16 protein-coding genes are annotated in these 25,390 nt (G+C 75.0%); 5 read left to right on the top strand and 11 right to left on the bottom strand.

Features of this window, described 5'->3' with window-relative positions:
- The first annotated feature begins 169 nt into the window (after nt 1–169).
- The gene (locus tag SCK26_RS23205) at nt 170–808 is read left to right on the top strand and encodes a TetR/AcrR family transcriptional regulator (RefSeq protein ID WP_318203247.1); all 639 of its coding nucleotides are present in this window, start codon (nt 170–172) and stop codon (nt 806–808) included.
- Between the two features lie 6 nt (nt 809–814).
- Here SCK26_RS23205 and galE read toward each other — a convergent pair whose 3' ends face one another.
- The 3 genes from galE to SCK26_RS23220 are packed head-to-tail and all read right to left on the bottom strand — an operon-like array spanning nt 815 to nt 4,793.
- On the bottom strand, nt 815–1,795 hold the full coding sequence (gene galE, locus SCK26_RS23210; RefSeq protein ID WP_318203248.1) for a UDP-glucose 4-epimerase GalE: 981 nt from the start codon (nt 1,793–1,795) through the stop codon (nt 815–817).
- 52 nt (nt 1,796–1,847) lie between these two features.
- The gene (locus SCK26_RS23215; protein WP_318203249.1) at nt 1,848–3,473 is read right to left on the bottom strand and encodes a glycosyltransferase family 2 protein; all 1,626 of its coding nucleotides are present in this window, start codon (nt 3,471–3,473) and stop codon (nt 1,848–1,850) included.
- A 48-nt stretch (nt 3,474–3,521) separates the two neighbouring features.
- The gene (locus tag SCK26_RS23220; RefSeq protein ID WP_318203250.1) at nt 3,522–4,793 is read right to left on the bottom strand and encodes a glycosyltransferase family 87 protein; all 1,272 of its coding nucleotides are present in this window, start codon (nt 4,791–4,793) and stop codon (nt 3,522–3,524) included.
- Nucleotides 4,794–4,940: 147 nt separating this feature from the next.
- Here SCK26_RS23220 and SCK26_RS23225 point away from each other — a divergent pair, with 147 nt between their 5' ends.
- Nucleotides 4,941–6,509, top strand: coding sequence for a glycosyltransferase family 39 protein (locus SCK26_RS23225; RefSeq protein ID WP_318203251.1), 1,569 nt, complete (start codon nt 4,941–4,943; stop codon nt 6,507–6,509).
- On the opposite strand, the gene SCK26_RS23230 is transcribed toward SCK26_RS23225, so the two are convergent.
- Complete coding sequence (locus tag SCK26_RS23230; RefSeq protein WP_412080773.1) at nt 6,463–6,948, bottom strand: MarR family winged helix-turn-helix transcriptional regulator; 486 nt, start codon at nt 6,946–6,948, stop codon at nt 6,463–6,465. The two genes, SCK26_RS23225 and SCK26_RS23230, sit on opposite strands and share 47 nt — an antisense overlap.
- A gap of 74 nt (nt 6,949–7,022) precedes the next feature.
- On the opposite strand from SCK26_RS23230, the gene SCK26_RS23235 reads away from it, so the two are divergent.
- Nucleotides 7,023–7,436 carry an organic hydroperoxide resistance protein gene (locus SCK26_RS23235; RefSeq protein WP_318203253.1) on the top strand — a complete coding sequence of 138 codons (414 nt, stop codon included), beginning with the start codon at nt 7,023–7,025 and terminating at the stop codon, nt 7,434–7,436.
- 6 nt (nt 7,437–7,442) lie between these two features.
- Here the strand turns inward: SCK26_RS23235 and SCK26_RS23240 are convergent, their stop codons facing one another.
- The 7 genes from SCK26_RS23240 to SCK26_RS23270 all read right to left on the bottom strand — a co-directional run bounded on the left by SCK26_RS23240 (nt 7,443) and on the right by SCK26_RS23270 (nt 21,858).
- The gene (locus SCK26_RS23240; RefSeq protein WP_318203254.1) at nt 7,443–9,641 is read right to left on the bottom strand and encodes a CDP-glycerol glycerophosphotransferase family protein; all 2,199 of its coding nucleotides are present in this window, start codon (nt 9,639–9,641) and stop codon (nt 7,443–7,445) included.
- A 6-nt stretch (nt 9,642–9,647) separates the two neighbouring features.
- A complete protein-coding gene (locus SCK26_RS23245) occupies nt 9,648–11,849 on the bottom strand; it encodes a CDP-glycerol glycerophosphotransferase family protein (protein ID WP_318203255.1) in 2,202 nt (733 codons plus the stop codon).
- Nucleotides 11,850–11,974: 125 nt separating this feature from the next.
- The gene (locus SCK26_RS23250) at nt 11,975–14,197 is read right to left on the bottom strand and encodes a CDP-glycerol glycerophosphotransferase family protein (RefSeq protein WP_318203256.1); all 2,223 of its coding nucleotides are present in this window, start codon (nt 14,195–14,197) and stop codon (nt 11,975–11,977) included.
- 150 nt (nt 14,198–14,347) lie between these two features.
- Entirely contained in the window at nt 14,348–15,256 is a 909-nt protein-coding gene (locus SCK26_RS23255; RefSeq protein WP_318203257.1) for a carbohydrate ABC transporter permease, read from the bottom strand.
- Nucleotides 15,253–16,596: a carbohydrate ABC transporter permease gene (locus tag SCK26_RS23260; RefSeq protein ID WP_412080774.1), complete on the bottom strand. Its 1,344-nt coding sequence runs from the start codon at nt 16,594–16,596 to the stop codon at nt 15,253–15,255. Before SCK26_RS23260 ends, SCK26_RS23255 begins: the two co-directional genes overlap by 4 nt.
- 7 nt (nt 16,597–16,603) lie before the next feature.
- Complete coding sequence (locus SCK26_RS23265; RefSeq protein WP_318203259.1) at nt 16,604–17,983, bottom strand: ABC transporter substrate-binding protein; 1,380 nt, start codon at nt 17,981–17,983, stop codon at nt 16,604–16,606.
- Nucleotides 17,984–18,162: 179 nt separating this feature from the next.
- Nucleotides 18,163–21,858 carry an FtsK/SpoIIIE domain-containing protein gene (locus SCK26_RS23270; protein WP_318203260.1) on the bottom strand — a complete coding sequence of 1,232 codons (3,696 nt, stop codon included), beginning with the start codon at nt 21,856–21,858 and terminating at the stop codon, nt 18,163–18,165.
- A 415-nt stretch (nt 21,859–22,273) separates the two neighbouring features.
- Here SCK26_RS23270 and SCK26_RS23275 point away from each other — a divergent pair, with 415 nt between their 5' ends.
- Nucleotides 22,274–24,007 (top strand): serine/threonine-protein kinase, encoded by a 1,734-nt coding sequence (locus SCK26_RS23275; protein ID WP_318203261.1) that lies wholly within the window; start codon nt 22,274–22,276, stop codon nt 24,005–24,007.
- A gap of 111 nt (nt 24,008–24,118) precedes the next feature.
- Entirely contained in the window at nt 24,119–25,351 is a 1,233-nt protein-coding gene (locus SCK26_RS23280; protein WP_318203262.1) for a serine/threonine-protein kinase, read from the top strand.
- The last annotated feature ends 39 nt before the right edge of the window (nt 25,352–25,390 follow it).

The following is a 25,390-nucleotide window of genomic DNA, read 5'->3' on the forward strand; positions in this document are numbered from 1 at the left end:
GGCCGACTCTCGCCGGGAGCCGCCGCGTCCGTCCCGTCGTCCGGCGTTTCCTTACGTTTCTCTTCACGTTCTCTTACGACGGGACGGGACCGTATCGTCGTGACGTGAGCGTAGGCCCAACCGACGTCGGAACGCAACCGTTTCGTCGTCGCGGCCTATGCTGTGCGGTATGACGACGAACGCCGCCGCCTCCGCCGACGAGCCGCCGGCGCGTCCGCGCCGCCGGGCGCCCGCCGGGGCGGCCGTGCTCCGGGAGGACGTGACCGAGGCCATCCGGACGGCGGTCTTCGAGGAACTGGCCGCCGTCGGCTACGCCCGCATGTCCATCGAGGGGATCGCGCGCCGGGCCGGCGTCGGCAAGACGGCGGTGTACCGGCGCTGGCGTTCGAAGCTCCACCTGGTCCTGGACGTGGTGTCCGCGCTGGCGGTCACCGGCTTCCCGGCGCCTGACACCGGCTCCCTGGAGGGCGACCTGCGCCTGCTGTACGAGGTCAGCTCGCGCGCCCTGCGCCACCCGGTCGCCTCCCAGATCATCCCCGACCTCCAGGCCGAGGCCGCCCGCAACCCCGACCTCGCCGATGCCTTCCAGAAGGCGCTGCGCGACGGCCAGGAGGGCGTGGCCAGCCGGATCGTGGCGGCGGCGGAGCAGCGGGGCGAGCTGCGCGCCGGGATCGACCCGGACCTGGCCCTGGACCTGATCTCGGGCCCGCTCTACTGGCGCTCGGTGGTGATCCGCGCCCCGAGGCCGCCGAAGGGCTACCTGGAGAAACTGGCGCGGGCCACGGCGGGCGCGCTGAAGGCGTTGTGAGGCGGTCTACGACCGTGCCGCCTCCGGGTGCCGGCGGACCCAGCCCTCCCACGCCGACGTGATCATGTCCTGGACGTCGTACTTGGCCTGCCAGCCCAGTTCCGTGCCGATGCGGGTGGCGGAGGCGACGACCCGGGCGGGGTCGCCGGGACGGCGCGGGGTGACGGTGGGGGGACGGTCGTAGCCGGTGACGGCGTTGACGCGGTCGATCATCTCGCGCACGGAGACGCCCTCGCCGCGCCCGATGTTGAGGGTCAGCCCGGTGCCGGGTGAGGAGCGCAGGGCGCGGGCGACGGTCACATGGGCCTCGGCCAGGTCGACCACGTGGATGTAGTCGCGCACACAGGTGCCGTCCGGCGTCGGGTAGTCGTCCCCGAAGACGCGCGGCGCCGCGCCCTCGGTGAGCCGCTCGAAGACCATCGGGATCAGGTTGGACACACCGGTGTCGGCCAGCTCGGGCGCCGCCGCGCCCGCCACGTTGAAGTAGCGCAGCGACGCCGTGGCGAGACCGGTCGCCCGGGACGTGGCGCGCACCAGCCATTCGCCGGCCAGCTTGGTCTCGCCGTAGGGGGACAGCGGGCGGCAGGGCGTCTCCTCGGTCACCAGGTCGACGTCGGGCATGCCGTAGACGGCCGCCGAGGAGGAGAAGACGAACGCGTCGATCCCGGCCCGCGTCACCGCCTCCAGCAGGACGCGCAGGCCCTCCACGTTCTGCCGGTAGTAGTGCAGCGGACGGTCCACCGACTCGCCGACCTGCTTCTTCGCCGCGAGGTGGACGACTCCGGTGATCTCGTGCCGGGCCAGGGTCTCGGCCAGCAGGTCCGCGTCCAGGACCGAGCCGCGCACCAGCGGGACCTCGGCCGGTACGCGCTCGGCGATGCCGGTGGACAGGTCGTCGTAGACGACCGCGCGCTCCCCCGCCGCGGTCATCGCCCGTACGACGTGCGCCCCGATGTATCCGGCACCGCCGGTGATCAGCCAGGTCATGTGCGACCGTCCCCTCGTCAGCTCGTCTCGGCTCGTCCGTCGGCCCCCGTCGTCACCGACGCCGGCCCGGCCCACAGTCAAGCAGGCGGTTCAGCCGGGCGCGGGCCACCCGGAGCACTCCGCGCGGGCCGGCCGCCACGCGTACGGCCAGGGCACCGGAGTGGGTGGCGTACGGCTGGACCAGGAGCACGCCGTGCACGGCGCTCGGGACGGCGCGCCGGCGCCCCGGCAGGGCGTGCGCCGTGACCTCACGCCGGGCGCCGTCCGCGAAACGGAGGGTCAGGCGCAGATCCCAGGTGCCGGAGCCGAGTTCCGCCAGGTCCACGGGCACCCGCGCCGCCCAGGTGTCCGCGCCGGAGGGCGTGAACGGGACGGTCGTGCGCCCGCGCGTGCGGTCGTCCTCGCGCGCCCGCCACTCCACGTCCGCCACGCAACCGCCCGCCCCGGCCACCCTCCCGTACAGCTCGTGCAGCCGCAGGCGCAGCAGCGAGGCACGCGCGCGGGGACGCAGGCCGGCGTCCACCGTGAGCGGCAGCGCGGAGACGGGCCGGGTCAGCAGCGGTGCCAGGGAGACCTGGGGGAGGTCGGCGGACCAGACCGGGGTGCCGCCGGGGGTGCGGGCGTAGGGCGGGAGGAGGCGGGCCGGGCGGGCGGCCAGCTCGCGCAGCCGGGGCAGGTCGCGCGGTCCGGCGGAGGCCAGCACCACCCGCCCGAGCAGCCGGCCGGGCGCGGCGGGGTCCGGCTCCCAGTCGGCCGCGTCGTAGTCCGCGAGGTGCTCCCGGGTGCGCGCCCACCACGCGCGCCGGTAGTGCGCGTCGCGCAGCGGCAGTTCGCGCGCGTACATCCGCAGCTCGTGGTCGAGGAACTTGGCGCGCGCCGCCCGCGCCAGCTCCTTCTGCCCGGCGCCCAGCAGGATGGCGTACGCCAGCGCGCACGCCTCGACCCGCGCCGCCCAGTTCCCGATGTGCTCCCGGTCCAGCGACAGCGACGGCCGCGCGGCCGACCGGCGCACCTGCCACACGTAGACCCGGTCGGGTACGAGCGCGACGCGCGGGTTCGCGGCCAGTACGCGGGCGGTGAAGACGAAGTCCTCGTAGAGGAAGCGGCCCTCGGGGAAGCGGATGCCGTGCGCGCGCAGGAAGCCGGTGCGGTACAGCTTGTTGACGCACAGCGTGTCGTGGACCAGCCGGGGGCGCCGGGCGGGGCGGGCGAGGACCGCGGGCGCCGCGTAGAGGCCCGGCTGCCACGGCTGTTCGCGCCCCGACGGCAGCTCCCGGCGGACACACAGCCCGCCCGCCACCTCCGCGCGCCCCTCGGCCGCCGCCGTCAGCAGCGCGTCCGCCGCGCCGGGCGGCAGGACGTCGTCGCTGTCCAGGAACATCACGTACGGCGCCGTCGCCGCGTCGATCCCGGTGTTGCGCGGAGTGCCGCAGCCGCCGCTGTTCGCGCTCCGGCGCACCACCCGCAGCCGCGGCTCGCCGGCGGCCAGCCGGGCGAGGAGCCCGTCGCTGCCGTCCGTGGAGCAGTCGTCCACGGCGATCACCTCGGCGACCGCGGGTCCCTGCGCCAGTGCCGAGCGGACCGCGTCGGCGACATGCGCGCGGTCGTTGTAGCCGATGACGACGACGGTGACCCGGGACGCCGGTGTGAGCGCTGGGTCCGGTGGTTCTGGGTGCATGGGTCCACGAAGTGCGTAGAAGTGAGCCGGAAAGGGTGGTTTACCTCGTTAAGAGCCGCTGAGTGCCCGGTCCGGAAGACGGCCGGCACCGGGCCGGGGCCGCGCCGCCGGCGCGCTCGCGCCGGCCGGCGGGCGCGCGGAGCGCCACAGCCGGACGAAGGACAGCACGGCGGCGGCCGCCAGCAGCCCGTTGCGGCCCAGCATCAGCAGGCAGCCCGCCCAGGTGCCGTCCATCACCTCGCGGTAGTACATCGGGAACGCCACCGTGCTCAGCGCGGACGCCGCCAGCACCAGCACCGCCACCGGCCGCTGGCAGGTGTGCCGCGAGGTCAGGCAGACGGCGGCCAGCCCGATGAGCCAGATCATGTACTGCGGGCTGATGACCCGGCTGGTGACCGTGAACAGCAGCACCGCGCTCAGCGCCGCGTCGAACGGCGTGGCCTCGCTCCAGCGCCGCGCCCGCACCCGCCACAGCACCAGCAGGCCCAGGCAGAGCGCCGTCAGCGCCAGGGAGGCGACGGCGACCGCGCGCACGTGCGGGCCGACCAGTTCCACCGCGCCGTACTGGTAACGGGACCGGCCCGGCCAGCCGAGGTGCCGGGCCAGGTTGAGCGCCGTACCGCCGAGCGACTCGATCTGCACGCCCCGGCCGCCCTGCTCCCGCAGGAAGGACAGCGGATGGGTGAAGAACACCGCGAGCACGGCGAGGCATCCGGCCCCGGTCCACGCCGCCGACAGCCACGCCGTGCGCGTCGGCCGGCCGCGGGGCGTGCCGAGCAGCACCAGCGCCGGCCACACCTTCACCAGCGCGCCCAGTGCGCCGAACACGCCGCCCGCGCGCGGCGAGCGCGCGGAGGCCAGCAGGGAGAGCACGGCCAGGGCGGTGACCTGGACGTCGTAGCGGGCGAGCGGCAGGTGCAGCAGCAGCGGCAGGCCGCCCGTCCACACGGCCGCGCCGAGCAGGCTGCGGCCGGGCCGGGTGCCGGCGCGCAGCAGCGCCGCCACGGTCAGCGCGTCCACGGCCAGGGTGAGCAGGACGAACGCCTGGAAGTAGGTCAGGCCCGGCAGCAGGCCCGGGGCCAGCAGCACCGCGCCCGCGCCCGGCGGATACTGCCACAGCGTGTCGTGCACCGGGAAGGAGCCGTGCGCGAGCACGCCGTACCAGTGAAAGTACAGCCGCCACACCTCCCGGGTCACCGCGCCCCCGCCCAGCGGCCAGGAGCCGCTGTGGGCGGTCAGCCACAGCATCAGGGCGCGGGTGGCGAGCCACAGGGCGGTGAGGGTGACGAGCGGTCCGGGGGTGCCACGGAGACGGTTCATCGCATGGGAGCCTAAGCGGTGCGGATGGTGTATTCATGCTGATACGCCGTCAACATACGCAAATGTTGGCTAATCGCAAGAGATCGGGCCAGGGTGAACGTAGGGCTTCCTGCGAGACCGCAGTCGCGCCGAGCGGTCGGTGCGCCCATGGACGCGCCGACCGGTGCAACGAGCCGGCCGCCCGTCCGGGAACGGGTGCGGCGGGCCGCCGTACCGGGCGTGCCCGCGCTGGTGATGCTGGTCCTCGGGCTGTGGCGGCTGGACCGGGACGGCATGTGGCGCGACGAGGCCGTCAGCTTCCAGGTGGGACGGCGCACGGTGCCGCAGATCTGGCGCCTGCTGCACGACGTGGACGCGGTGCACGGCCTGTACTACCTGCTGCTGCACGCCGTCCTCGCCGTCCATCCCGGCGAGGTCGTGCTGCGGCTGCCGTCGGTGTGCGCGGCGGCCGGCACGGCGGCGCTGGTGGCCGAGCTGGGCCGCCGGCTGGTCCGGCCGCGGGTCGGACTGTGGGCCGGTCTGCTCTACGCCGTCACGCCGATGGCCGGGCACTACGCGCAGGAGGGCCGCTCCTACGCCCTGGTCGCGGCCGGTGCCACCGCGGCGACGCTGCTGTTCGTCCGGGCCGTCGCGGGCGGCTCCTGGTGGGCCTACGGCGCGGTCCTCGGACTCACCTGCTGGCTGCACGAGTTCGCCGTGCTGCTGCTGCTCGCCCACGCGGGGTCGCTGGCGCTGGCCCGGGCCGGGGGGCGGGTGTGGCGGGGGTGGGGGTGCGCGGCGGCGGCGGTCGTCGTCGCGCTGCTGCCGATGGTGCTGGTGTCGCGGGGACAGTCGGCGCAGCTCGCGTGGTTGCGGGCGCCCACGGCGGAGACGGCCGGGGGGCTGCTGCGGAAGTTCCTGGGGCCGGCCGACTCGGTGTTCTGGGTGTGCTGCGCCCTGGGATGCCTGGGGCTGCTGCGACTGGTCGGACGGCGGGGGGAGCTGACGGGCGCTGGGGTGGGGCTGCCGGTGATGGTGGTGCCGCCGGCGGTGCTGATGCTGGTGTCCCAGGCGTCACCGCTGTACGTCGACCGCTATGTGCTCTACGCCCTGTCGGGGGCGCCGTTGCTGGTGGCCTGCGGCGCGGAGCGGGTGGCGGAGGCGGCCGGGCGGACACGGCGCGGCGGCGGGCCGCGAAGGCGCCCCCTCCTCAGCCCCTCCCTCACCCTCCTCGGTGTCGCCGCCGTGGCGCTCTCGCTGTGCCACCAGTTCCCCCTCCTGGAGCAGGACCGGGACCCCGGTGGCCGGGCGGACGACCTCGGGGCGGTGTCGCGGGCCGCCGGGCGGGAGCTGGTGGCCGGGGACGCGGTGGTGTACCTGCCCGCCGCCATGCGGAACGTGGCGATCGCCTATCCGCGGCCGTTCCGGGGGACCCGGGACGTGCTGCGGGTGGCGGGGGCCGCGGAGTCCGGAACGCTGTACGGGCGGGAGGCGCCGGTGGCGGAGCTGCGGCGCAGGCTGGCGCGGCTGGACCGGGTGTGGGTCGTCGGGGACCGCCGGGTGCTCGGCGGCCGCTGGGTGCCGCGCGACCCGGTGGAGCGCGCGAAGGTGTCGGTGCTGTGGCAGGAGTTCGCCGGCCGTGAGGAGGCCGTGCGGGGCGTGGCGACCGTACGGCTCTACGTCCGCCCCGTCAGCGCGCGGCCTCCGTCCGCGCCGCCGCGTCCAGCGCGGCGGTGAGCCGGTCGAGCCGCTCGCGCAGCTCGCCGATCTCCGCCGGGTCGAAGCCGGTCGCCGACATGATCCGGCGCGGCACCTCGACGGCCCGCTCGCGCAGCGCCGCGCCCTCGCCGGTGAGCCGGACGAGGACCGACCGCTCGTCCTCGGCGCTGCGCTCACGCCGTACCAGACCGGCCCCTTCCAGCCGCTTGACCAGCGGGGACAGCGTGCCGGAGTCGAGTCGCAGCTGCTCGCCGAGCTTCTTGACGGGCAGGTCGCCCTGTTCCCACAGCACCAGCATCACCAGGTACTGGGGGTAGGTGAGCCCGAGGTCCCCGAGGAGCACGCGGTAGACGCCGTTGAAGGCGCGGGAGGCCGCGTGCAGGGAGAAGCAGATCTGGCGGTCCAGGCGGAGCCACTCCGTGTCGGTCATGCCTCCAGGGTAGCTCTTGCGGGACATTTGATTGTGCACAATTTAATTGTGTGCTCTACTTATGGCCGTAACGAACCCCGCACCCGAGAGGGATGGTCCCCATGGACGCGCTCTACACCGCCGTCGCCACCGCGACCCACGGCCGCGAGGGCCGTGCCGTCTCCTCCGACGGCCGGATCGACCTCGCCCTGGCCATGCCGGTCGAGCTGGGCGGCGACGGCCAGGGCAGCAACCCCGAGCAGCTCTTCGCCGCCGGATACGCCGCCTGCTTCGGCAGCGCCCTCGGCCTGGTCGGCCGGCAGGCGAAGGTCGACGTCAGCGACGCCGCCGTGACCGCCGAGGTGGGCATCGGCAAGCAGGGCGAGGGCTTCGGGCTGAAGGTCACCCTGCGGATAGAGCTGCCCGACACCGTGGACGAGGCGACCGGCCGCAAGCTGGTCGAGACCGCCCACCAGGTCTGCCCCTACTCCAACGCCACCCGCGGCAACATCGAGGTCGACCTCGTCGTCGAGTAGCGGCCGCTACGCCGTCGACAGCGCGTCCCGGGACCCGGACTGGCCCGGGATCCGGGACGCCGGGCCGGGCAGCGGCTCGCCCAGCAGCAGGGTCCGTACCACCCGCTCCGCGGCCCGCCCGTCCTCGAACTCGCAGAACCGGTCGCGGAACGCGGCGCGCCGCCGCGCGGACTCCTCGTCCCGCCAGTCACCGGAGCCGAAGAGCCGGACCAGCTCCGGATAGGCGCGGGCGACCCGGCCCGGCGGCTCGGCGGTGATGTCGAGATAGGCGCCCCGGCTCGCGGTGAACGCGGGCCAGTCGTCGGCGTACACGACGACCGGCCGGTCCAGGACCGCGTAGTCGAACAGCACGGACGAGTAGTCGGTGACCAGCGCGTCCGCCGCCAGCAGGACCTCCGCCAGGTGCGGTTCGCCGGTCGCGTCGACCACGATCCGGCGCCGGGCCAGCTCCGCCAGGCCCATGCCCCGCGCGGGCCCGTTCGCCAGCGACGGGTGCAGCCGGACGACGAGCGTGTGCCCCTCGCCGAGGTCGGCGGCGAACCGGGCGAGGTCGATCCGGTCCACATGGCCGCCGCGGCGGTAGTCCCGGCGGGTCGGCGCGTACAGCACCACCGTGTGGTCCGCCGGGATGCCGTGCCGCTCCCGGAAACCGCCGGGCCCGCCGTTCACCAGCACGTCGTTGCGCGGGCTGCCGGTGCGCACCGAGGTGAAGTGACAGGGGTAGGCCCGCTCCCACACCAGCTCGGCGTGGCGGCAGGCGACCAGGCTGTAGTCCCAGCGGTCGGCCCGGCGCAGCATCTGCGGCACGTCGAAGCCGAGCCGGGCGCCCGGCCTGTCCCGCAGATCGGCGCCCAGGTACTTCAGCGGGGTGCCCTGGTGGGTGTGGATGTGCACGCTGCCGGGCCGCTTGGCCAGGGTGCCGGGCCAGTTGACGTCGTTGACGAAGAACTTCGCCCGCGCGGTGACCTCCAGATAGCGCCGCGAGCCGACGATCACGTGCTCGACCCCGTCCGGCAGCCCCTCGGCCGTCTCCCGGTCCCGCACCACCCACACCCCGCGCAGCCACGGCGCGATCTCCCGGGCCGCGTGGTAGACCGCCGCAGGATCGCCCAGCACGCCCCGGTGCGAGGACGCCGAGTACACCACGAGGTTCTCGTCCAGCGGACGGCGGGCGTGCAGCGCGGCCCAGCCGGTGCGGGCCCGCGCGGCGGCGGCCCGGCGCGCCCGGTCCGCCCGCCGGGCCGCCGCCCGCCCGGCCCGCGCCGTCCGCCGCCGCAGGCGGTACCCGGCCCAGGAACCGGTCAGCACGGCGACCTCGCCGTCCACGCGGCCGTCCTCGGGCCGGTGGGCGCGGAACATCCGGGCCGTGCGCCGGAAGAACTCGGCCTTGTCGGCGGGCGGCAGCCGGTCCGGCTTGGCCAGGATGTCCAGGCAGTGCTCGCCCATCTTGCGGTGCAGATACGGCCGCCAGGACGCCAGCTCCGGCCGCTCGGCCAGATACGCGAAGACCCGCTCGTACTGGTCGTGGATGTCGAAGTGCTTGCGGCTGGTGGTGGACAGGATGTTGCCCTGCCGGCGCTGCCGGTAGTGCAGGCAGATCCGGTCCAGGGCGGCGATCCGGCGGGCGCTGAGCATGACCGGGAACGTCCAGGGCGTGTCCTCGTAGTAGCCCGGCGGGAAGGCGAAGCCGTGCTCCGTGACGAAGTCCCGGCGGTAGGCCTTGTTCCAGACCACCATCAGCAGGTCCAGGATCTGCGGGTACTCCGCGGCGGTGAACACCTCCTCCCGGGCCAGGAGGTGTGCGAGGACGTTGCGCCGGGTGCCGCCCCACCAGTAGGTGCGCGCGTAGTCGAAGACCAGCACGTCCGGGTCGGCGGTCTCCGCGAGCCGGTCGGCCACGGCCCGCAGCGCGCCCGGTGTGAGCGTGTCGTCGCTGTCGAGGAAGAGCAGGTAGTCGCCGGTGGCGTGCGGGAGCCCGGCGTTGCGGGCCATGCCGAGGCCCACGTTCTCCGGCAGGTGCAGCACCTTCACGCGCGAATCCCGGCCGGCGTACTCGTCCAGGATCGCGCCGCAGCCGTCCGGGGAGCGGTCGTCCACGGCGATCAGCTCGAAGTCCCCGAAGGACTGCCCGAGCACCGAGTCCAGGCACTCGCGCAGGAAGCCCTGCACCTTGTAACAGGGCACGATCACACTGAAGCGGGGCACGGCGGGTCAGCTCCTCACGAGGGTCGCGGCGGCGGGTGCGGGAACGCGCTGCGCGAGCGGGAGCACGGGCGGCAGCGCCTTGGGCGGCTCGCCGAGCAGCACCCGCCGCACCACCCGCTCGGCGGCCCGTCCGTCGTCGAACTGGCAGAACCGCTCCCGGAACGCGGCCCGCAGCGCCCGGGCCGCGGGGCCGGCGTACGAGCCGTCGCGGAACACGGCGGCCAGCTCCCCGGGTGTCCGGGCCACCGGTCCGGGCGGCTCGGCCATCAGGTCGAAGTAGACGCCCCGCGTCTCCCGGTACACCTCCCAGTCGTCGGCGTAGATCACGATCGGCCGGTCCAGGTTGGCGTAGTCGAACATGATGGACGAGTAGTCGGTGATCAGCGCGTCCGCCGCCAGGCACACGTCCTCCGTCGAGCGGTGCGCGGTGACGTCGATGATCCGGTCCGAGCCGCGCGAGCCGCCCCGGTCGTAGAAGTAGTGGGCGCGCAGCAGCACGACGACGTCGTCCCCGGCCGCCCGGCAGAACTCCTCCAGGTCCAGGCCGGGCTCGAAACCGGTGTGGTGGTCGCGGTGGGTCGGCGCGTACAGCACGGCCGTCCGGCCCTCCGGGACGCCCAGCTCGCGGCGGACCCGGGCCACGTCACGGGCGGTCGCCGTGTAGTAGACGTCGTTGCGCGGATAGCCGTACTCCAGGTGCTCGTAGGAGCCGGGGAAGGCGCGTTCCCACATCTGGGTGGAGTGGCGGTTGGACGACAGGTTGAAGTCCCAGCGGTCGACCCGGCCCAGCAGCCTGGTGAAGCTCCCGGACCGCGCGGCCACCACCGGGTACGCCGACTGGTCCACGCCCATCGTCTTCAGCGGGGTGCCGTGCTGGGTCTGCACGTGCACGCTGCCCGGCCGTTTGACGACGCCCTCGGCGAAGTTCGCGTTGTTGACCAGGTACGCGGCCCGGGCCAGCACCTCCCAGGAGCGGCGCGAGCCGATCACCGCGTACTCGACGTCGTCCGGCAGCGTGTGTTCCTGGCCGGCCTCGACCAGGAACACCGAGCGCAGGTGCGGGGCCAGTTCGCGGGCCTTGGCGTGGATCGCGGCCGGGTTGCAGGCATAGCCCCGGCCCCAGTAGGCGCAGTACACGACGAGGTTCGGATCGAGCGGGCGGCGCAGGTCGCGGCCGTAGCGCAGCCGGGTGCGGGCCATGCGCGGGCGCGGCAGCCGCGCGACGGCGCCGCCGGCCGCGCGGTTGGCGCCGCGCAGCGCGCGGAACGCGCCGTACGCGCCGAGCGCCAGCAGCCGGTGCTGCACACCGAGCCTGCCGTCCGGCATCCGGTGGCCGGCCGGCCGGTGGAGCCGGTACAGCCGGGCCGCGCGGCGGAAGAACGCCCGGTGCCCGGAGGGCAGCCGCTCCGGCCGGGACGCCGTCTTCAGCACCACGGCGAACACCTGGTCGAACAGCGGCCCGGTCCGCTCGGCCGGCAGCTCCTGCTCGGCCGCCCGGGTCAGCACCCGCTCCACCTGGTCCAGCAGGGTGTGCTGGTGCGGGCCGGGCGATTGGAGCCGGCTGCCCTGACGGCGCGGCCGGTGCCGTACGACGGCCCGGCGCAGCACCGCGATCCGCCCGGCCGCGACGGTCACCAGGCCGCCCCAGCCGAGGTCGGTGAAGTGCCCGTCGGGAAAGGAGAGGTCCCGCTCGGCGAGGAAGGCCCGGCGGTACACGGCACTCCACGCGGGCAGCTGGACGCCGGTCAGCGCGGGCAGTTCGGCGGGAGCGAAGGCGGCGCCCGGGGCCTTCGCCGGCAGCGGTCCGGCCGGGTTCGCCGGTTCGCCCTCCCACCAGGGGGCGCGCTCGTGCTCGCAGTACAGCACATCCACCCCGGCGACCTCCGACAGCCGGGCGTCCACCGCCGCCAGCGCCGTCGGCAGCAGCAGGTCGTCGCCGTCCAGGAACAGCACGTACGCGCCGGTCGCCGCCCGCATCCCGGCGTTGCGCGCCCCGCTCAGCCCGGCGGCGGGCGGCGAGTGGACGATGGTCAGCCGGGAGTCCCGCCCGGCGTACCCGGCGGCGACCTCGGCGGCGAGGGCGTCGGGGCCGTCGCAGACCGGGATCAGCTGGAGGTCGCCGAAGGACTGGCCGAGGACCGAGTCCAGCGCCTGGGACAGCCGGCCGGCGACCCCGTGGGAGGGGACGATGATGCTGAAGCGGGGCATTCTGTTCTTTCTGTCGTCATGCGGGCCCGGCCGGGCCGTCCCGCCGGACGCCGGGTGGACGGCCGGCTCGGGGCGGGCCGCGTCGAGCCGAGGGGCATGGGGACTCCCGGAAGGAACAACGGTGTTCAGCGGCTCCCGGTGACGGGGAGGAGACCGGCGGGTCGCGGCACGGTGACCGGGCCCTGGTGCGCCGGGACGAACGCGTGGGCCGGCGGCGCCGGGGCGCGCGCCCCGGGCGGCACCACCGGCGCCGGCTCCGTCTCGCCCAGCACCACCCGGCGTACCACCCGCTCGGCGGCCCGCCCGTCGTCCCACGGGCCGAACCGCTCCCGGAACGCCGCCCGCAGCCGCGCCGAGCGCGCGCCGCACCAGTCGCCGCCGGTGAAGACGGCGGCCAGTTCCTCCTCGTCGGCCGCGACCGCGCCCGGCGGACAGGCCCGCAGGTCGGCGTAGAGGCCGCGGACCGCCTCGTACACCGCCCGCTCCGCGGTGTGCAGCACGATCGGCCGGTCCAGGTTCGCGTAGTCGCACATCACCGGCGCGTGGTCGGTGAGCAGCGCGTCCGAGGCCAGGCACAGGGCGGCCGGGTCCGGGTGCGCGCGGACGTCGATCACCCCGGCGCCCCGGACCGGCACGTGGGCGCGGGCCAGGATCACGAAGCGCGGGCCCAGCCGGCGCGCCAGCCGCTCCACGTCCAGCGGCGGGTCCTGGGCACGCCGGTGCTCGCGGTGGGCGGGCGCGTACAGGATCGCGACCGCGCCCTCGGGAAGGCCCAGGTCGGCACGCAGCCGGGCCACGTCCGCCGCGGTCGCCCGCTGGAAGACGTCGTTGCGGGGCAGCCCGTACTCCAGCGTGGTGTACCGGCCCGGCAGCACCCGCTCCCAGATCAGAGTGGTGTGCCGGCTGCCGGACAGCACGTAGTCCCACTGGTCGGCGCCCCGCAGCAACTCCGTAGCTCCCAGGCCCCGGGCCGCCGCCGGCCGCTCCAGCAGGTCCAGGCCCGCGTGCCCGAGCGGGGTGCCCTGCCGGGTCTGTACGACGACCTGCCCGGGCCGTTTGCGCAGCCGTCCGCCGAAGTCCGCGTCGGTGACCAGATAGCGGGAGCGGGCCAGCGCCGTGCGGTACGCGGCGGTGCCCGGCGTCAGCGGGCGGGGACCGGGCGGCGCCGTGTGCTCCTGCCCGGGCCGGACGACCCACGCCGTCCTCAGCCACGGGGCGTGCGCCCGGAACGCCTCCTCCAGCGCGGCCGGATCACCGCGTCCCTCCTCGGCCTCGAACACCGCGGTGTCGGTCAGCGGCAGCCACGACTGCACCCGGTGGTGCAGGCCCAGTACGCCGGTGCGCACGGCGCGCGCGAGGCCCGCGGCGGACTTCTGTGCGCGCCGGCGCACGGCCGCGGCCGCCTGGAGGGCCCGGAACGTGCGGTGCAGTCCGAAGCGGACCAGCGCGTGCCGCGGCGGCACCGGCACGCCCGGCACGCGGTAACGGCGGTAGTGGGCGCGGGCCCGGCGCAGGAACGCGCCGTGGGTGCCGCGCGGCAGCCGGTCCCGCCGGGTGAACACCGTCACATAGTGGTCGATCATCCGCACGAACAGCTCCGGGCGCCAGCGGTGCAGCTCCGGCCGCTCCTCGACGAACGCGAACACCCGCTCGTACTGCTCGAACAGGTCGAAGTGCCGGTGGCTGACGGTGCCGAGGATGCTGCCCCGCCGGCGCTGCCGGTAGTGCACGCACACCCGGTCCAGGGTGGCGATCGACCCGGCCGTCAGCAGTACCGGGAAGGTCCAGGCGGTGTCCTCGTAGTAGCCCGGCGGGAACGCGAAGCCGTGCTCCGCGACGAACTCCCGCCGGTAGGCCTTGTTCCAGGCCACCATCAGCACCCGCAGCAGCCCCGGCCGGTCCGCCAGGCGGAACGGCGCCGGGCCCTCCTCGGCGAGCCGGTCGGCGAGCCGGTTGCGCACCAGCCGGCCGTCCCAGTGGGCGCGCGCGTAGTCGAAGACCAGGACGTCCGGGTCGCCGGTCGCCCCGATCCGGTCGGCGACCGCCCGCAGCGCGCCCGGCGTGAGCGTGTCGTCGCCGTCCAGGAAGACCAGGTAGTCGCCCGTCGCCTCGGCCGTCCCGGCGTTCCGGGCGCGGCCCAGCCCCTGGTTCCCGGCGAGGTGGACGGCCTTCACCCGCGGGTCCCGGGCCGCGTACTCGTCGATGATCGCGCCGCAGGCGTCGGGCGAGCGGTCGTCCACGGCGATCAGTTCCAGGTCGGCGTACGACTGCGAGAGCACCGAGTCCAGGCAGGCGGGCAGATACGCCTGGACCCGGTACGCGGGGACGATGACACTGAACCGGGGCACGGGACATCCATGGGTCGCTCGGCACGGGCGTGGTGGTCCGTGGAACGGCCGGCGCAGCGCATTGGTTACGGCGGGTACGGCATTCGGGCTACCCGACGCCAGGGGCGGGCCCTCGCGGACCCGCCCCGGTGAAATACCGCCGGTGCACCACTACTTGACGGCGCCCGCCATCACACCGGTCACGAACTGCCGCTGGAACGCGAAGAACACGGCCAGCGGGATCACCATGGAGAGGAACGCGCCGGGCGCCAGCACGTCGATGTTGTTGCCGAACTGCCGTACCTGTGTCTGCAGGGCGACCGTGATCGGCTGGGTGCCCGACTTGGTGAACACCAGCGCGACCAGCATGTCGTTCCACACCCACAGGAACTGGAAGATGCCGAGGCTCGCGATCGCCGGCCCGCCCAGCGGCATCACCACCCGTGCGAACAGCCGGAGTTCGCCGGCGCCGTCCAGGCGGGCCGCCTCCAGCAGTTCACGCGGGATCTCCGCGAAGAAGTTCCGCAGCAGGAACACCGCGAACGGCAGCCCGAACCCGGTGTGGAACAGGATCACCCCGAGGATCGACCCGAACAACCCGATCTTGCCGAAGAGTTCGGCGATCGGGATCAGCGCCACCTGCACGGGCACCACCAGCAGGCTCACCACGCCCAGGAACCACCAGTCCCGGCCCGGGAACTCCATCCACGCGAACGCGTATCCGGCCAGCGCCCCGACCACCACGACCAGCAGCGTCGCCGGGACCGTGATGAGCACGGTGTTCACCAGCGAGTCGGTGATGTCGGAGTTCTCCAGCAGCTTCTGGTAGCTGTCCACGGTGAGCTGGGACGGCTCGGTGAACACCGTCCACCAGCCGCTCGCGCTCATGTCCTGCGGCGAGCGCAGCGAGGAGACGAACAGGCCGATGGTGGGCACCAGCCAGAACAGGCCCACGACGATCAGCACCACGCGGACCAGTCCGCCGCTCAGCTTTTCCGCGATCCGGGAGCCGACCGACCGTCGGCCGGGCACCGCCCGGACCGGCTCCGTCTTCCGGACGCTCGTGGCGGTCACCGTCATCGCCGCACCTCCCGCCTGAGCCGACGAATGTTGAACAGCATCACCGGGATCACCAGCAGCAGGAGGAACACCGAGATCGCGCTCGCGACGCCCGGCCGGCCCTCCGAGAAGCCCTTGCGGTACAGCTCCAGCGCCAGCACGTTCGCGTCGTCCTGGGAGGAGCCGGGCGCGATGATGAACACCAGGTCGAACACCTTCAGCACATTGATCATCAGTGTGACGACGACGACCGCCAGCACCGGTGCCAGCAGCGGCACGGTGACCTTGCGGAACACCTGCCACTCGGAGGCGCCGTCCACCCGCGCCGCCTCCAGCAACTCCCGGGGCACGCCGGCGAGTCCGGCCGCGATCAGCACCATCGCGAAGCCCGCCCACATCCACACGTACGACCCGATGATCGCCGGGGTGACGAGCGCCGGGCCGAGCCAGCCGACCCCGTTGTACGCCTCCCGGAAGTTGTCCGCCGGCAGCCGGAGCCGGGCCCCGTCGGCGGCGGCGGGCAGGGTGAAGGTGCCGTCACCGGACGCCTTGGCCGAGGCCACCACCTTGCCGTCCTTCACCGCCTCGATCCGCATCCCGGCGTACCCCACCTCCGACGGATCGGGCGCGCCGAGCCTGCCGACGCCCTTGCCGCGGGTGAAGTCCTGCCAGGTGGTGCCGGTGACCTTGCCGGGCTCCGGCCGCGCGGCGACGGCCTTCCGCACGCCGTCCGGCAGCTGGTCGGGAGCCACGCCGACCAGCGGCAGGGCGACCGGCTGCCCGGCGCGCACGGCGTCCTTGGTGAGGAAGCCCCCGCCGTCCGCCACGAGCGGCGACTCGCGGCCCGGATGCGCCTTGGGAAACGCAGACGACTGCGCGAACGTGTCGTGCACGCCCACCCACACCGCGTTGGCGACCCCCTTGTCCGGGTCCTGGTCGTACACCAGCCGGAAGATGATCCCGGCGGCCAGCATCGAGATCGCCATCGGCATGAAGACGACCAGTTTGAACGCCGTTCCCCAGCGCACCCGTTCGGTCAGCACCGCGAAGACCAGGCCGAGCGCGGTGGCGACCGTCGGTGCGAACACCACCCAGATGACGTTGTTCTTCAGCGCGGTCCGGATGCCGTCGTCGGTGAACAGCGTCTTGTAGTTGTCGAAGCCGACGAAGCCCTCGCCGGAGGAGCCCGAGAAACTGCGGACGATCGAGTACCCGATCGGGTAGACCACGAGCGCGCCGAGCAGCACCAGCGCGGGCAGCAGGAACAGCGCTGCCACGGTCTTGCGGGTGCCGGTCACGCTCTTGCGACCGCGAGGCGCGGCGGGGCCTGGTGCGGCCCCGGCCGCCGCTGCCGACGCCATGCGCGGATCAGCCCCCGTTCCCGTAGGCCGCCGCCGCGTCCCGCTCCAGCCTCGCCTGGGCGCCCGCGACGTCTCCCGGGTTCTTCAGGAAGTCCTGGAGGTCCTTCCACTCGCCCTTGCCGGGCGTTCCGCCGAAGGCCTGCGGGGCCTGGTCGGACATGTCGAAGCGGAAGTCGTCGCCGGCCTCGACCAGCGCCTTGGCGATCTTTCGCTGCACCGCGTTCGGGTACGCGGAAGACGGCACGTTCTTGTTCGGCGAGAGGTAACCGCCGAGCCGTGCCTGGATGGTGGCCGCGTCCGGGGAGGCGAGGAAGGTGACCAGGGCCTGTGCGGCCTTGGAGTCCTTCAGGATCACCGCCGCGTCACCGCCGGAGACCACCGGCGCGCTGTCGCCGACCGCCGGGAAGGGGAACACCTTCGCGTCCGTGCCCACCTTCGCCTTGGTCTCGCCGATGTTCACCTGCACGAAGTCGCCCTCGTAGACCATCGCGGACTTCGGCTGGTCGCCGCCGGTGAAGGTCTGGGTGACCGACTGCGGGAACTCGGTCTGGAGCGCGCCGTTCTGACCGCCCGCCAGGTACTCCTTCTTGCCCCAGAGCTGGGCCAGGGTGGTCAGCGCCCGCTTCACCGAGGGATCGGTCCACTTGATCTTGTGCTGGGCCAGCTGGTCGTACTTCTCCGGCCCGGCCTGGGACAGATAGATGTTCTCGAACCAGTCGGTCAGCGGCCAGCCGTCGGCGCCGGCCACGGAGAACGGCGTGACCCCGGAGTCGTACACGGCACGCGAGGCGGTCAGCAGGTCCTGCCAGGTCGCCGGTTCCTTCGCGCCCGCGTTCTCGAAGACCTGGGAGTTGTACCAGATCAGCGACTTGTTGGCGGCCTTGTAGTAGACGCCGTACTGCTTGCCGTCGACCTTGCCGATGTCCTGCCAGCCCTGGGAGTAGTTCTCCGCCAGCTCCTTCTGCGCCTCCGCGCCCAGCGGCTTGGCCCAGCCCTTCTGCACGGCCTGCTTGATGGCGCCGGGCTGCGGCAGCAGCGCGACGTCCGGCGGCTGACCGCCCGCGATCTTCGAACCGAGGAAGTTGATGATCGGGTCCTGCGCGGGCACGAAGGTGACCGACGCGCCGGTCCGCTTCTCGAACTCGGCCAGGACCTTCTTGAAGTTGGCCTGCTCGCCGCCCGTCCAGACGGCGGACACCTCCAGCTTGGCACCGTCCAGCTTCGGCAGGCCGACGGTGGAACCGGTGGCCGCGCCGGGCTTCTCCCCGGTGTCCTTCTTCTCGTCGTCACCGCTGGAGCACGCGGAGAGCGCCAGGGCCCCCGCGAGCAGGGCGGCGAGCGCGGTGACGGCCCTGTGGGCCCGGAATGTGCTGCTCTTGCTGTGCATCACTTCCCCGTTCGTCGTTCTTCGTTGAACGCTCGTTGAACGTAAGAACTCTGTCCCGTGCGGTCCGGTGTACGCCGGGCCGCTCCGCACGGGCAAGAGCACCCGGGGCACGGACCGGCGTATCGTGATCGGCTCGTGACCGGGGCCGTATGCCAGGGAGTCGGGGAGCGGGGACGCGGCTAGAGGAGCGAGGGGACCTCGGCCGCCGCGACCTCGCGGGCCGCCCGCTCCACCGCGCTCGCCAGCAGCGCCAGGTCGGTCGGGCCGTTGCCCAGCTCCCGCACCGGCCGGCGGGCCGGCGGATCGCCCATGCGCTGCCAGTCCAGCGGGACCACCGTGGGCCGCTGGGTCGCGGTCCGCGGGATACGGCCGGTCACCCGGCCGCCCTGGAAGGCCACGGCCGGCCCGTCCGCGTGCGCCAGCCGGCCCCGTCCCGGCGCCGGCTGCTCCGGTCCCGGCTGCGGCGCGTCCAGCACGACCCGCAGGGCCGCCCGGCGGGCCGGCTCCGACTCCGCCGTACGGCCGTCGGTCCCGGCCGCCGCCACCAGGTGCACCCCGAGCCGGTCGCCGTCGCGGGCCACCGCCTCCAGCGCCCGTATCACCGAGCCGGCGGCGGGCCGGCCCGGCGAACCGAGCGCCGGGGAGACCAGGGCGTCCAGGTCGTCCACGACCACCACCAGGCGGGGCAACGGCGGTGCGGCGGCGGCGCGCCGGCGGGCCGCCGCGCCCGGCCGCAGCCGGATGGTGGAGCTGGGCGGCGTCTCTATGTCACCGGAGGCGGAGCCCGGAGCGTGGCTGCGCTGGGCCACCAGCCGGCCGGACACCTCCCGTCCCGCGTGCCACCGGGCGAAGTCCGTCCGGCCCAGCAGCTCCGCGCGGCGCTTCAGTTCGGCGCTCAGCGCCTGGGCGAACTCCCGCATGCGCACCGGGTCGCCCGCGATCAGGTGGGTGGTCACGTGCGGGATGTCCGTGCACGCCCGCAGACCCTCGCCGCGCCCGGCGCCGGTGCCGACGCCGTCCCGGCCGTCGAGCAGCACCACGGACAGCCGGTCCGGCCGCTCGGCGGCGGCCAGCGAGGCGACCACGGTCCGCAGCAGCTCGGTGCGGCCGCTGCCGGGCGGGCCCTCGACGAGCAGATGCGGCCCGTCCGCCACCAGGTCGGCGGTGACCGGGCCGCGCGGCCCCGCGCCGAGCACCGCCCGGGCCCGGCCGCCCGGCGACTCGGTGTCGTCCGCCGCGTCCGCCCAGCGCGCCATCAGCGACGCCGGGGTGGCGCGGGCCAGCCCCAGCTCGTCCAGGAGCCGGGCCGACCGGGGCAGCGGCGCGGACACGCGCGCGTGCGGCTCGTCGTCCGGGCCGTCCGGGCGCAGCGGTGCCAGGGCCCGCGCGAACCGTTCCGCCCAGGCGGCGGAGACGGCGTCCACGGTGGCGTGCGTACCGGGCCCGACCGGGCCGCCCGGACCGACCCGCAGCAGTTGCAGCGCGGTGGCGACGTCGCCGCTGAGCAGCGCGACGGCACCGCAGTGCCGGAAGGCGGGCGTCACGGCGCACGCGGTGTCGTACGTCCGCGCCACGGGGGAGACGGGCGAGGCGGGCTCGGTCTCGGCGAGACACACCAGATGGATGCCGGCTCCGGGCCCGGCCACGGCCAGCCGGGCGAGGGCGTCGCGCAGTGCGGCGCCGCCCGGGTCTCCGTCCACGACGACGAGGGTGAACGGGCCGTGGGGACCGGCGGTGGAGAGGCCGGAGGGCGCGCCCGGGACGGGAGCGGAGGCGGGAGCGGGTACGGATATGCCGGCCGGGTCCGTCGCGGCGTCAGGGGCCCGGGACGGACCGGAGCCACCGGCCGCCGCCTCGTGGTCCTCCAGCCGGCGCAGCAGTTCCTCCGTGCGGGCCGCGGCCTGCTCGCGGTCGTAGGCCAGCAGCAGGCGGCAGTCCTGGCCGTGGCCCGGCCGGACGTGCGGCAGCCAGCCCAGCCAGGCCCACTCCGCCGTACGGTCCGCCACCGGCCGGGAGTGGTCCGCGCTGATCAGCACGATCTCCAGCAGACCCGGGGAGTGCAGCGCGGCGAGCTGGGCCAGCACGGCGCGGGCCAGCCCGGACAGCCGGGGACGCGGACCGGCGAGGCCGAGCGCTCCGGCCTCGCGCAGCGCGGCGGTCACGGGTACGGCGGGCAGCAGGCCCGAGCCGTCCGGCGCGCTCCGGTCGGCCGTACCGAGCCGCACGGTCAGCGCCTCCGGGTGGCCCGGTCCGCGCTCCCACAGCCGGGGCCCGGGACCCAGCGCCGTCAGCAGCAGCGCGGCCGGGTCCGGCCAGGTGTCCGGCCGGCCTGCGGCATCGGGCACCGGGGCGGCGGGCTCGGGAGTGCCGTCGTACGCGCCGGCGCCGGCGGCCTGCTCCCCGCGCCCGCCGGCCAGCCGCCGCGCCCAGGCCCCGAACCCCCGACGCCGGACCCCGTGCGCGGCGGCGACCGGCTCGGCACGGGTGCCCTGCGGGGCGTCGCCGGGCACCGGGTACGCGCCTTGCGGCCCGGCGGCGGCCGCGGGACCGGTGGCGTAGGAGGGGTCGGTGTATCCGGGGTGGGTGGTGTGAGCGGGGTCGGCGGAGCCGGGGCGGGCGGCTCGGGGGCCGTCGGAGTATGCCGGGCGGCCGCTCTGCGAGGCGTCGGCGGATGCGGGGCCGGTGGCGTACGAGGGGTCGGCGTTTGCGAGGTGGCCGCCGTACCGGGCGTCGGCGGACCCGGCGTGGGTTGCCTGTGCCGGGCGTGGGGTGTCCGTGCCTCTGACCGGGGTGTCCTTGCGCCCGCCGGGACGTGGGCCCCGGTCCGCGCGCGCGTCCTCGATGCAAGGCACCCCGGCGTACGCCGTTCCCGGCATCCCGCCGGTCACGCCGAAACGTCCCGCGTGGGTGGTGTCCCGGCCGGACGTCCCGCCCGGTCCACCCGGGCCCGCGCCCCGGTTCTCCACGCCCGGCGCCCCGGCCTGCCCCGGCACCACCGGCGACGGCCCGCGCCGGTGCTCCTGCGCCTCGGCCCCGGCGCCCCAGGAGCCGTAGCCGTAAGAGTGGTGCGCCTCCCCGGCGGGGGAGGCGGTCCTGCCACCGGCGTCCGCCGCTTCACCGCGATGCCCCGCGCCCGGCGGCGAGAGCCGCACGGGCGGTGCCACCGGGAAGGCCGCGTCCGGAGCCGGGGAGGACCCGGCCCCGCCCACGGCGACCCGTACACACCCCTCACCGTCCGGCACCGTCCGCACCCGTATCCCCGCCCCGCCCGACGGAGTCACCCGCAGGGCGGACTCGCCGATCCGCAGCAGACCGCCCGCGGGGACCCGAACCGGTCGGTCGGTCACCCGCGTGCCGTCCAGGGACGTACCGTTCGTGGAGCCGAGGTCGGCGACCGAGACGCGGCCGTCCGCGCCGACGGTGACCGCGCAGTGCAGCCGGGAGACGTCGGGGTCGTCCAGTGGCACGTCCGCGTCGGCGGAGCGGCCCACGGTGATCCGTCCGCCGTGCAGCAGATGCACCCCGCCCGCGTCCGGCCCCGCCACCACGTGCAGCTGCGTCGGCGCGTCGTCCAGCTCGGGCCGCGGCTCGGGCGCCGCCGGCCCGCCGAGGGACAGCACGGCACCGTCGACCAGCGGCGGCTCGCCGAGCGTGCACCGGCGCGGATCGAGCCGCTCCTCGCCCGCGAACAGCACTACGGAAGCGCCGGCCTCCCGCCCCGCGCCCCCCTCGCCCGCGACCGCCCCGGCCAGCGCCGACGCCACCGCGCCCAGCTCCGTTCCCACGGGCGCCGTGACCAGCACGTCGCGGCACACGGCGCGGCCCCGCTGCGGGGGCGGACCGAGCGGGTCTACGACGGTCAGCCGGATCTGCATCGGCGTCAGCGGTCCCTTCTGCGCGGGTCTGCGCGGGCGCGGACTTCCCCCCACCCCACACGAACACGTCGGCCAGCAGCCGCCGTCACCGTCCCGGCGCACTGCTGGAGGCATCCTCGCACCTGCCGTCGGCCACGCGCCCGGAACCCGGTGGCAAGTGATCTTGATTGGTCGGCTCTGCCCCCAAAAGTGCCGGACACGGAACCCGTCGGCGATCAGTTGAGATCGGTCACGTCCGGCCCCGGGCAACCGGACGACCGCGACCCGCGTCTTTCCGTCGAACCCCGCTCCGTAGGCCCGCGGGATGCCCGGGAACGCGTACGCGGTGGCCCGTAGCACGGCACTACAGTGGGGCGGAACACCGGGGCACCGGGCCCGGGAAGCAAGCGACAGCAACCAGCAGGGAGCGCGTGACGTGCGGCCAGTCGGCAGCAAGTACCTGCTTGAGGAGCCGCTCGGACGCGGCGCCACAGGCACTGTTTGGCGTGCCCGCCAGCGCGAGACGGCGGGCGCCGAGGCCGCCGTGCCCGGCCAGCCGGGGGAAACGGTCGCGATCAAGGTCCTCAAGGAGGAGCTGGCGAGCGACCCGGACATCGTGATGCGCTTCCTGCGCGAGCGCTCCGTGCTGCTCCGGCTCACCCACCCGAACATCGTCCGGGTCCGTGACCTGGTCGTCGAGGGCGATCTGCTGGCCCTGGTCATGGACCTCGTCGACGGCCCCGACCTGCACCGCTACCTGCGCGAGAACGGCCCCCTCACCCCGGTCGCCGCCGCCCTGCTGACCGCCCAGATCGCCGACGCCCTCGCCGCGAGCCACGCCGACGGCGTCGTCCACCGCGACCTGAAGCCCGCCAACGTGCTGCTCCGGCAGCAAGGCGGCGAGATGCACCCGATGCTGACCGACTTCGGCATCGCCCGTCTCGCCGACTCCCCGGGCCTGACCCGGACCCACGAGTTCGTCGGCACGCCCGCCTACGTCGCCCCGGAGTCCGCCGAGGGCCGCCCGCAGACCTCCGCCGTCGACATCTACGGCGCCGGCATCCTGCTGTACGAGCTGGTCACCGGCCGCCCGCCGTTCGCCGGCAGCACGGCCCTGGAGGTGCTGCACCAGCACCTGAGCGCCGAGCCGCGCCGTCCCTCCACCGTCCCGGACCCGCTGTGGACCGTCATAGAGCGCTGTCTGCGCAAGAACCCGGACGAGCGGCCCGGCGCCGAGAACCTCGCGCGGGCCCTGCGGGTCGTCGCCGAGGGCGTCGGCGTGCACGCGAACGCCGCGCGGATCGCCGCCGCCGACGGCGTCGGCGCGCTCCTCGCGCCCGACCCGGCCCCGACCGCCGTCCCGGACGCGCCCGGCGCCGCCGACCCCACCCAGGTGCTGCCGGCGAACGCGCCGCAGGGCGCGTACGACCCGAACTCCGCGACCAGCGTGCTGCCGCACACCGGCGGCCCGGCCGGCGCCGCCGACCCCACCGCCGTGCTGCCCCACACGGGCGCCGCGGACCCCACGGCCGTCCTGCCGCCCGTACCGCCGGACCAGCAGGGACGGCAAGGGCAGCAGGGACGGCACGGCGAGCAGGGGCAGCAGCCCGAGCAGCCGCACCCCTGGCAGACGCAGCTGCGCGCCGCCCGGGACCGCAACGACCAGACGCAGATCCAGTACCTCGACCCGGACGAGGACCCGCTGCGCCGCCGCCCCCAGCGGCAGGTCGCCCCCCGGCCCCAGCAGCAGCCGCGCCCGGCCCCCCAGCCCCGCCCGCAGCAGCCCCAGCCGCGCGGCCGGCAGCGCCCGCAGCAGGCCCCCGGCTACGGCTATCCGCCCCAGCAGCCCCAGCGCTACTCCACGCCGCAGCCGCCCCAGCAGCCGCAGCGGTACGCGCCGCCCGCCCCGCCCGAGCCGCAGCGGCCCGCGCGCGAGCCCCGGGCGCCGCGGCAGCGCGGCGCCAACCCGATGAAGATCCCCGGGCTGGGCTGCCTGAAGGGCTGCCTGTTCACGATCGTCATCCTGGTCGTCGTCAGCTGGCTGATCTGGGAGCTGACCCCGTTGCAGGACTGGATCGGCACCGGCAAGGGCTACTGGGACCAGCTGACCGACTGGGCCGGCACGGTGGGCGGCTGGGTCAAGGACCTGAGCGGCTCCTCCGGGAACTGACCGCGAGGTTGGAGATTTGTCGACACCTGCCGGGTGATTTCCGCCTCGGCGGAGAAGGTCGGCTCGTCGGACGCGTACTTTTAACGACAACACGCGTCTGTAGGAGCAGTCTTGGCACGGAAGATCGGCAGCCGGTACACCGCGAACCAGATCCTGGGGCGGGGGAGCGCCGGGACGGTGTGGCTGGGCGAGGGACCGGAGGGCCCCGTCGCCATCAAGCTGCTGCGTGAGGACCTCGCCTCGGACCAGGAACTCGTCGGACGCTTCGTGCAGGAGCGCACCGCGCTGCTCGGCCTGGAACACCCGCGCATCGTCACCGTGCGCGACCTGGTGGTCGACGGCAACGACCTGGCCCTGGTCATGGACCTCGTCCGCGGCACCGACCTGCGCACCCGGCTGGAACGGGAGCGGCGGCTCGCCCCGGAGGCGGCCGTCGCGATCGTCGCCGACGTCGCCGACGCGCTGGCCGCGGCCCACGCGGCCGGCGTCGTCCACCGGGACGTCAAGCCCGAGAACATCCTGCTGGACATGCGGGGCCCGCTCGGACCGGGCGGCGCGCACCCGGCGCTGCTCACCGACTTCGGCGTCGCCAAACTGATCGACTCGCCCCGGCGGACCCGCGCCACGAAGATCATCGGCACCCCGGACTACCTGGCCCCGGAGATCGTGGAGGGCCTGCCGCCGCGGGCCGCCGTGGACATCTACGCGCTGGCCACCGTCCTGTACGAGCTGCTGGCCGGCTTCACGCCCTTCGGCGGCGGACACCCCGGCGCGGTGCTGCGCCGGCACGTCACCGAGACCGTCGTACCGCTGCCCGGCATCCCCGAGGAGCTGTGGCAGCTGCTGGTGCAGTGCCTGGCCAAGGCGCCCGCCTCCCGGCTGCGCGCCTCCGAGCTGGCGGCGCGGCTGCGCGAGCAGCTGCCCACGCTGGCCGGGCTGCCGCCGCTGGAGGTGGACGAGCCCGGGCCCGCCGAGGAGGAGGCCGAGGAAGCCGCTCCGGCGGCCGCTCCCGAGGGCGAGCCGGTACGGCGGCGCGGCGCGGTGTCGCTGGTCCCCGGCGCCAAGCCGGACTCCAACCGGGACACGCACACGTCGATGCGGGTGCCCGCGCCGGACGAGCTGGCCGGCGGCGCCCACGGGACCGCCCGCGCGCCCCGGGCCGCCGGCGCGCCCCGCCCGGGCTCGGCCCGCCACAGGGCCGCGGTGCGCCGGCGCCGGGTGACCCTCGGGGTGGCCGGAGTGGTGGTGGCGGCCGCGGTGGGCGTCGGCGCGTGGCTCGCCTCCTCCGACGGCGACGGGGAGGACCAGGCGCCGCGGGACACCCACAGCACGTCGGCCCCCTGAGTCCCGGTACCTGACGCCGTACGGCCGAGGACGCTTGCC

The sequence above is a fragment of the Streptomyces sp. SCL15-4 genome (genome assembly GCF_033366695.1).
Taxonomy (GTDB): Bacteria; Actinomycetota; Actinomycetes; order Streptomycetales; family Streptomycetaceae; genus Streptomyces.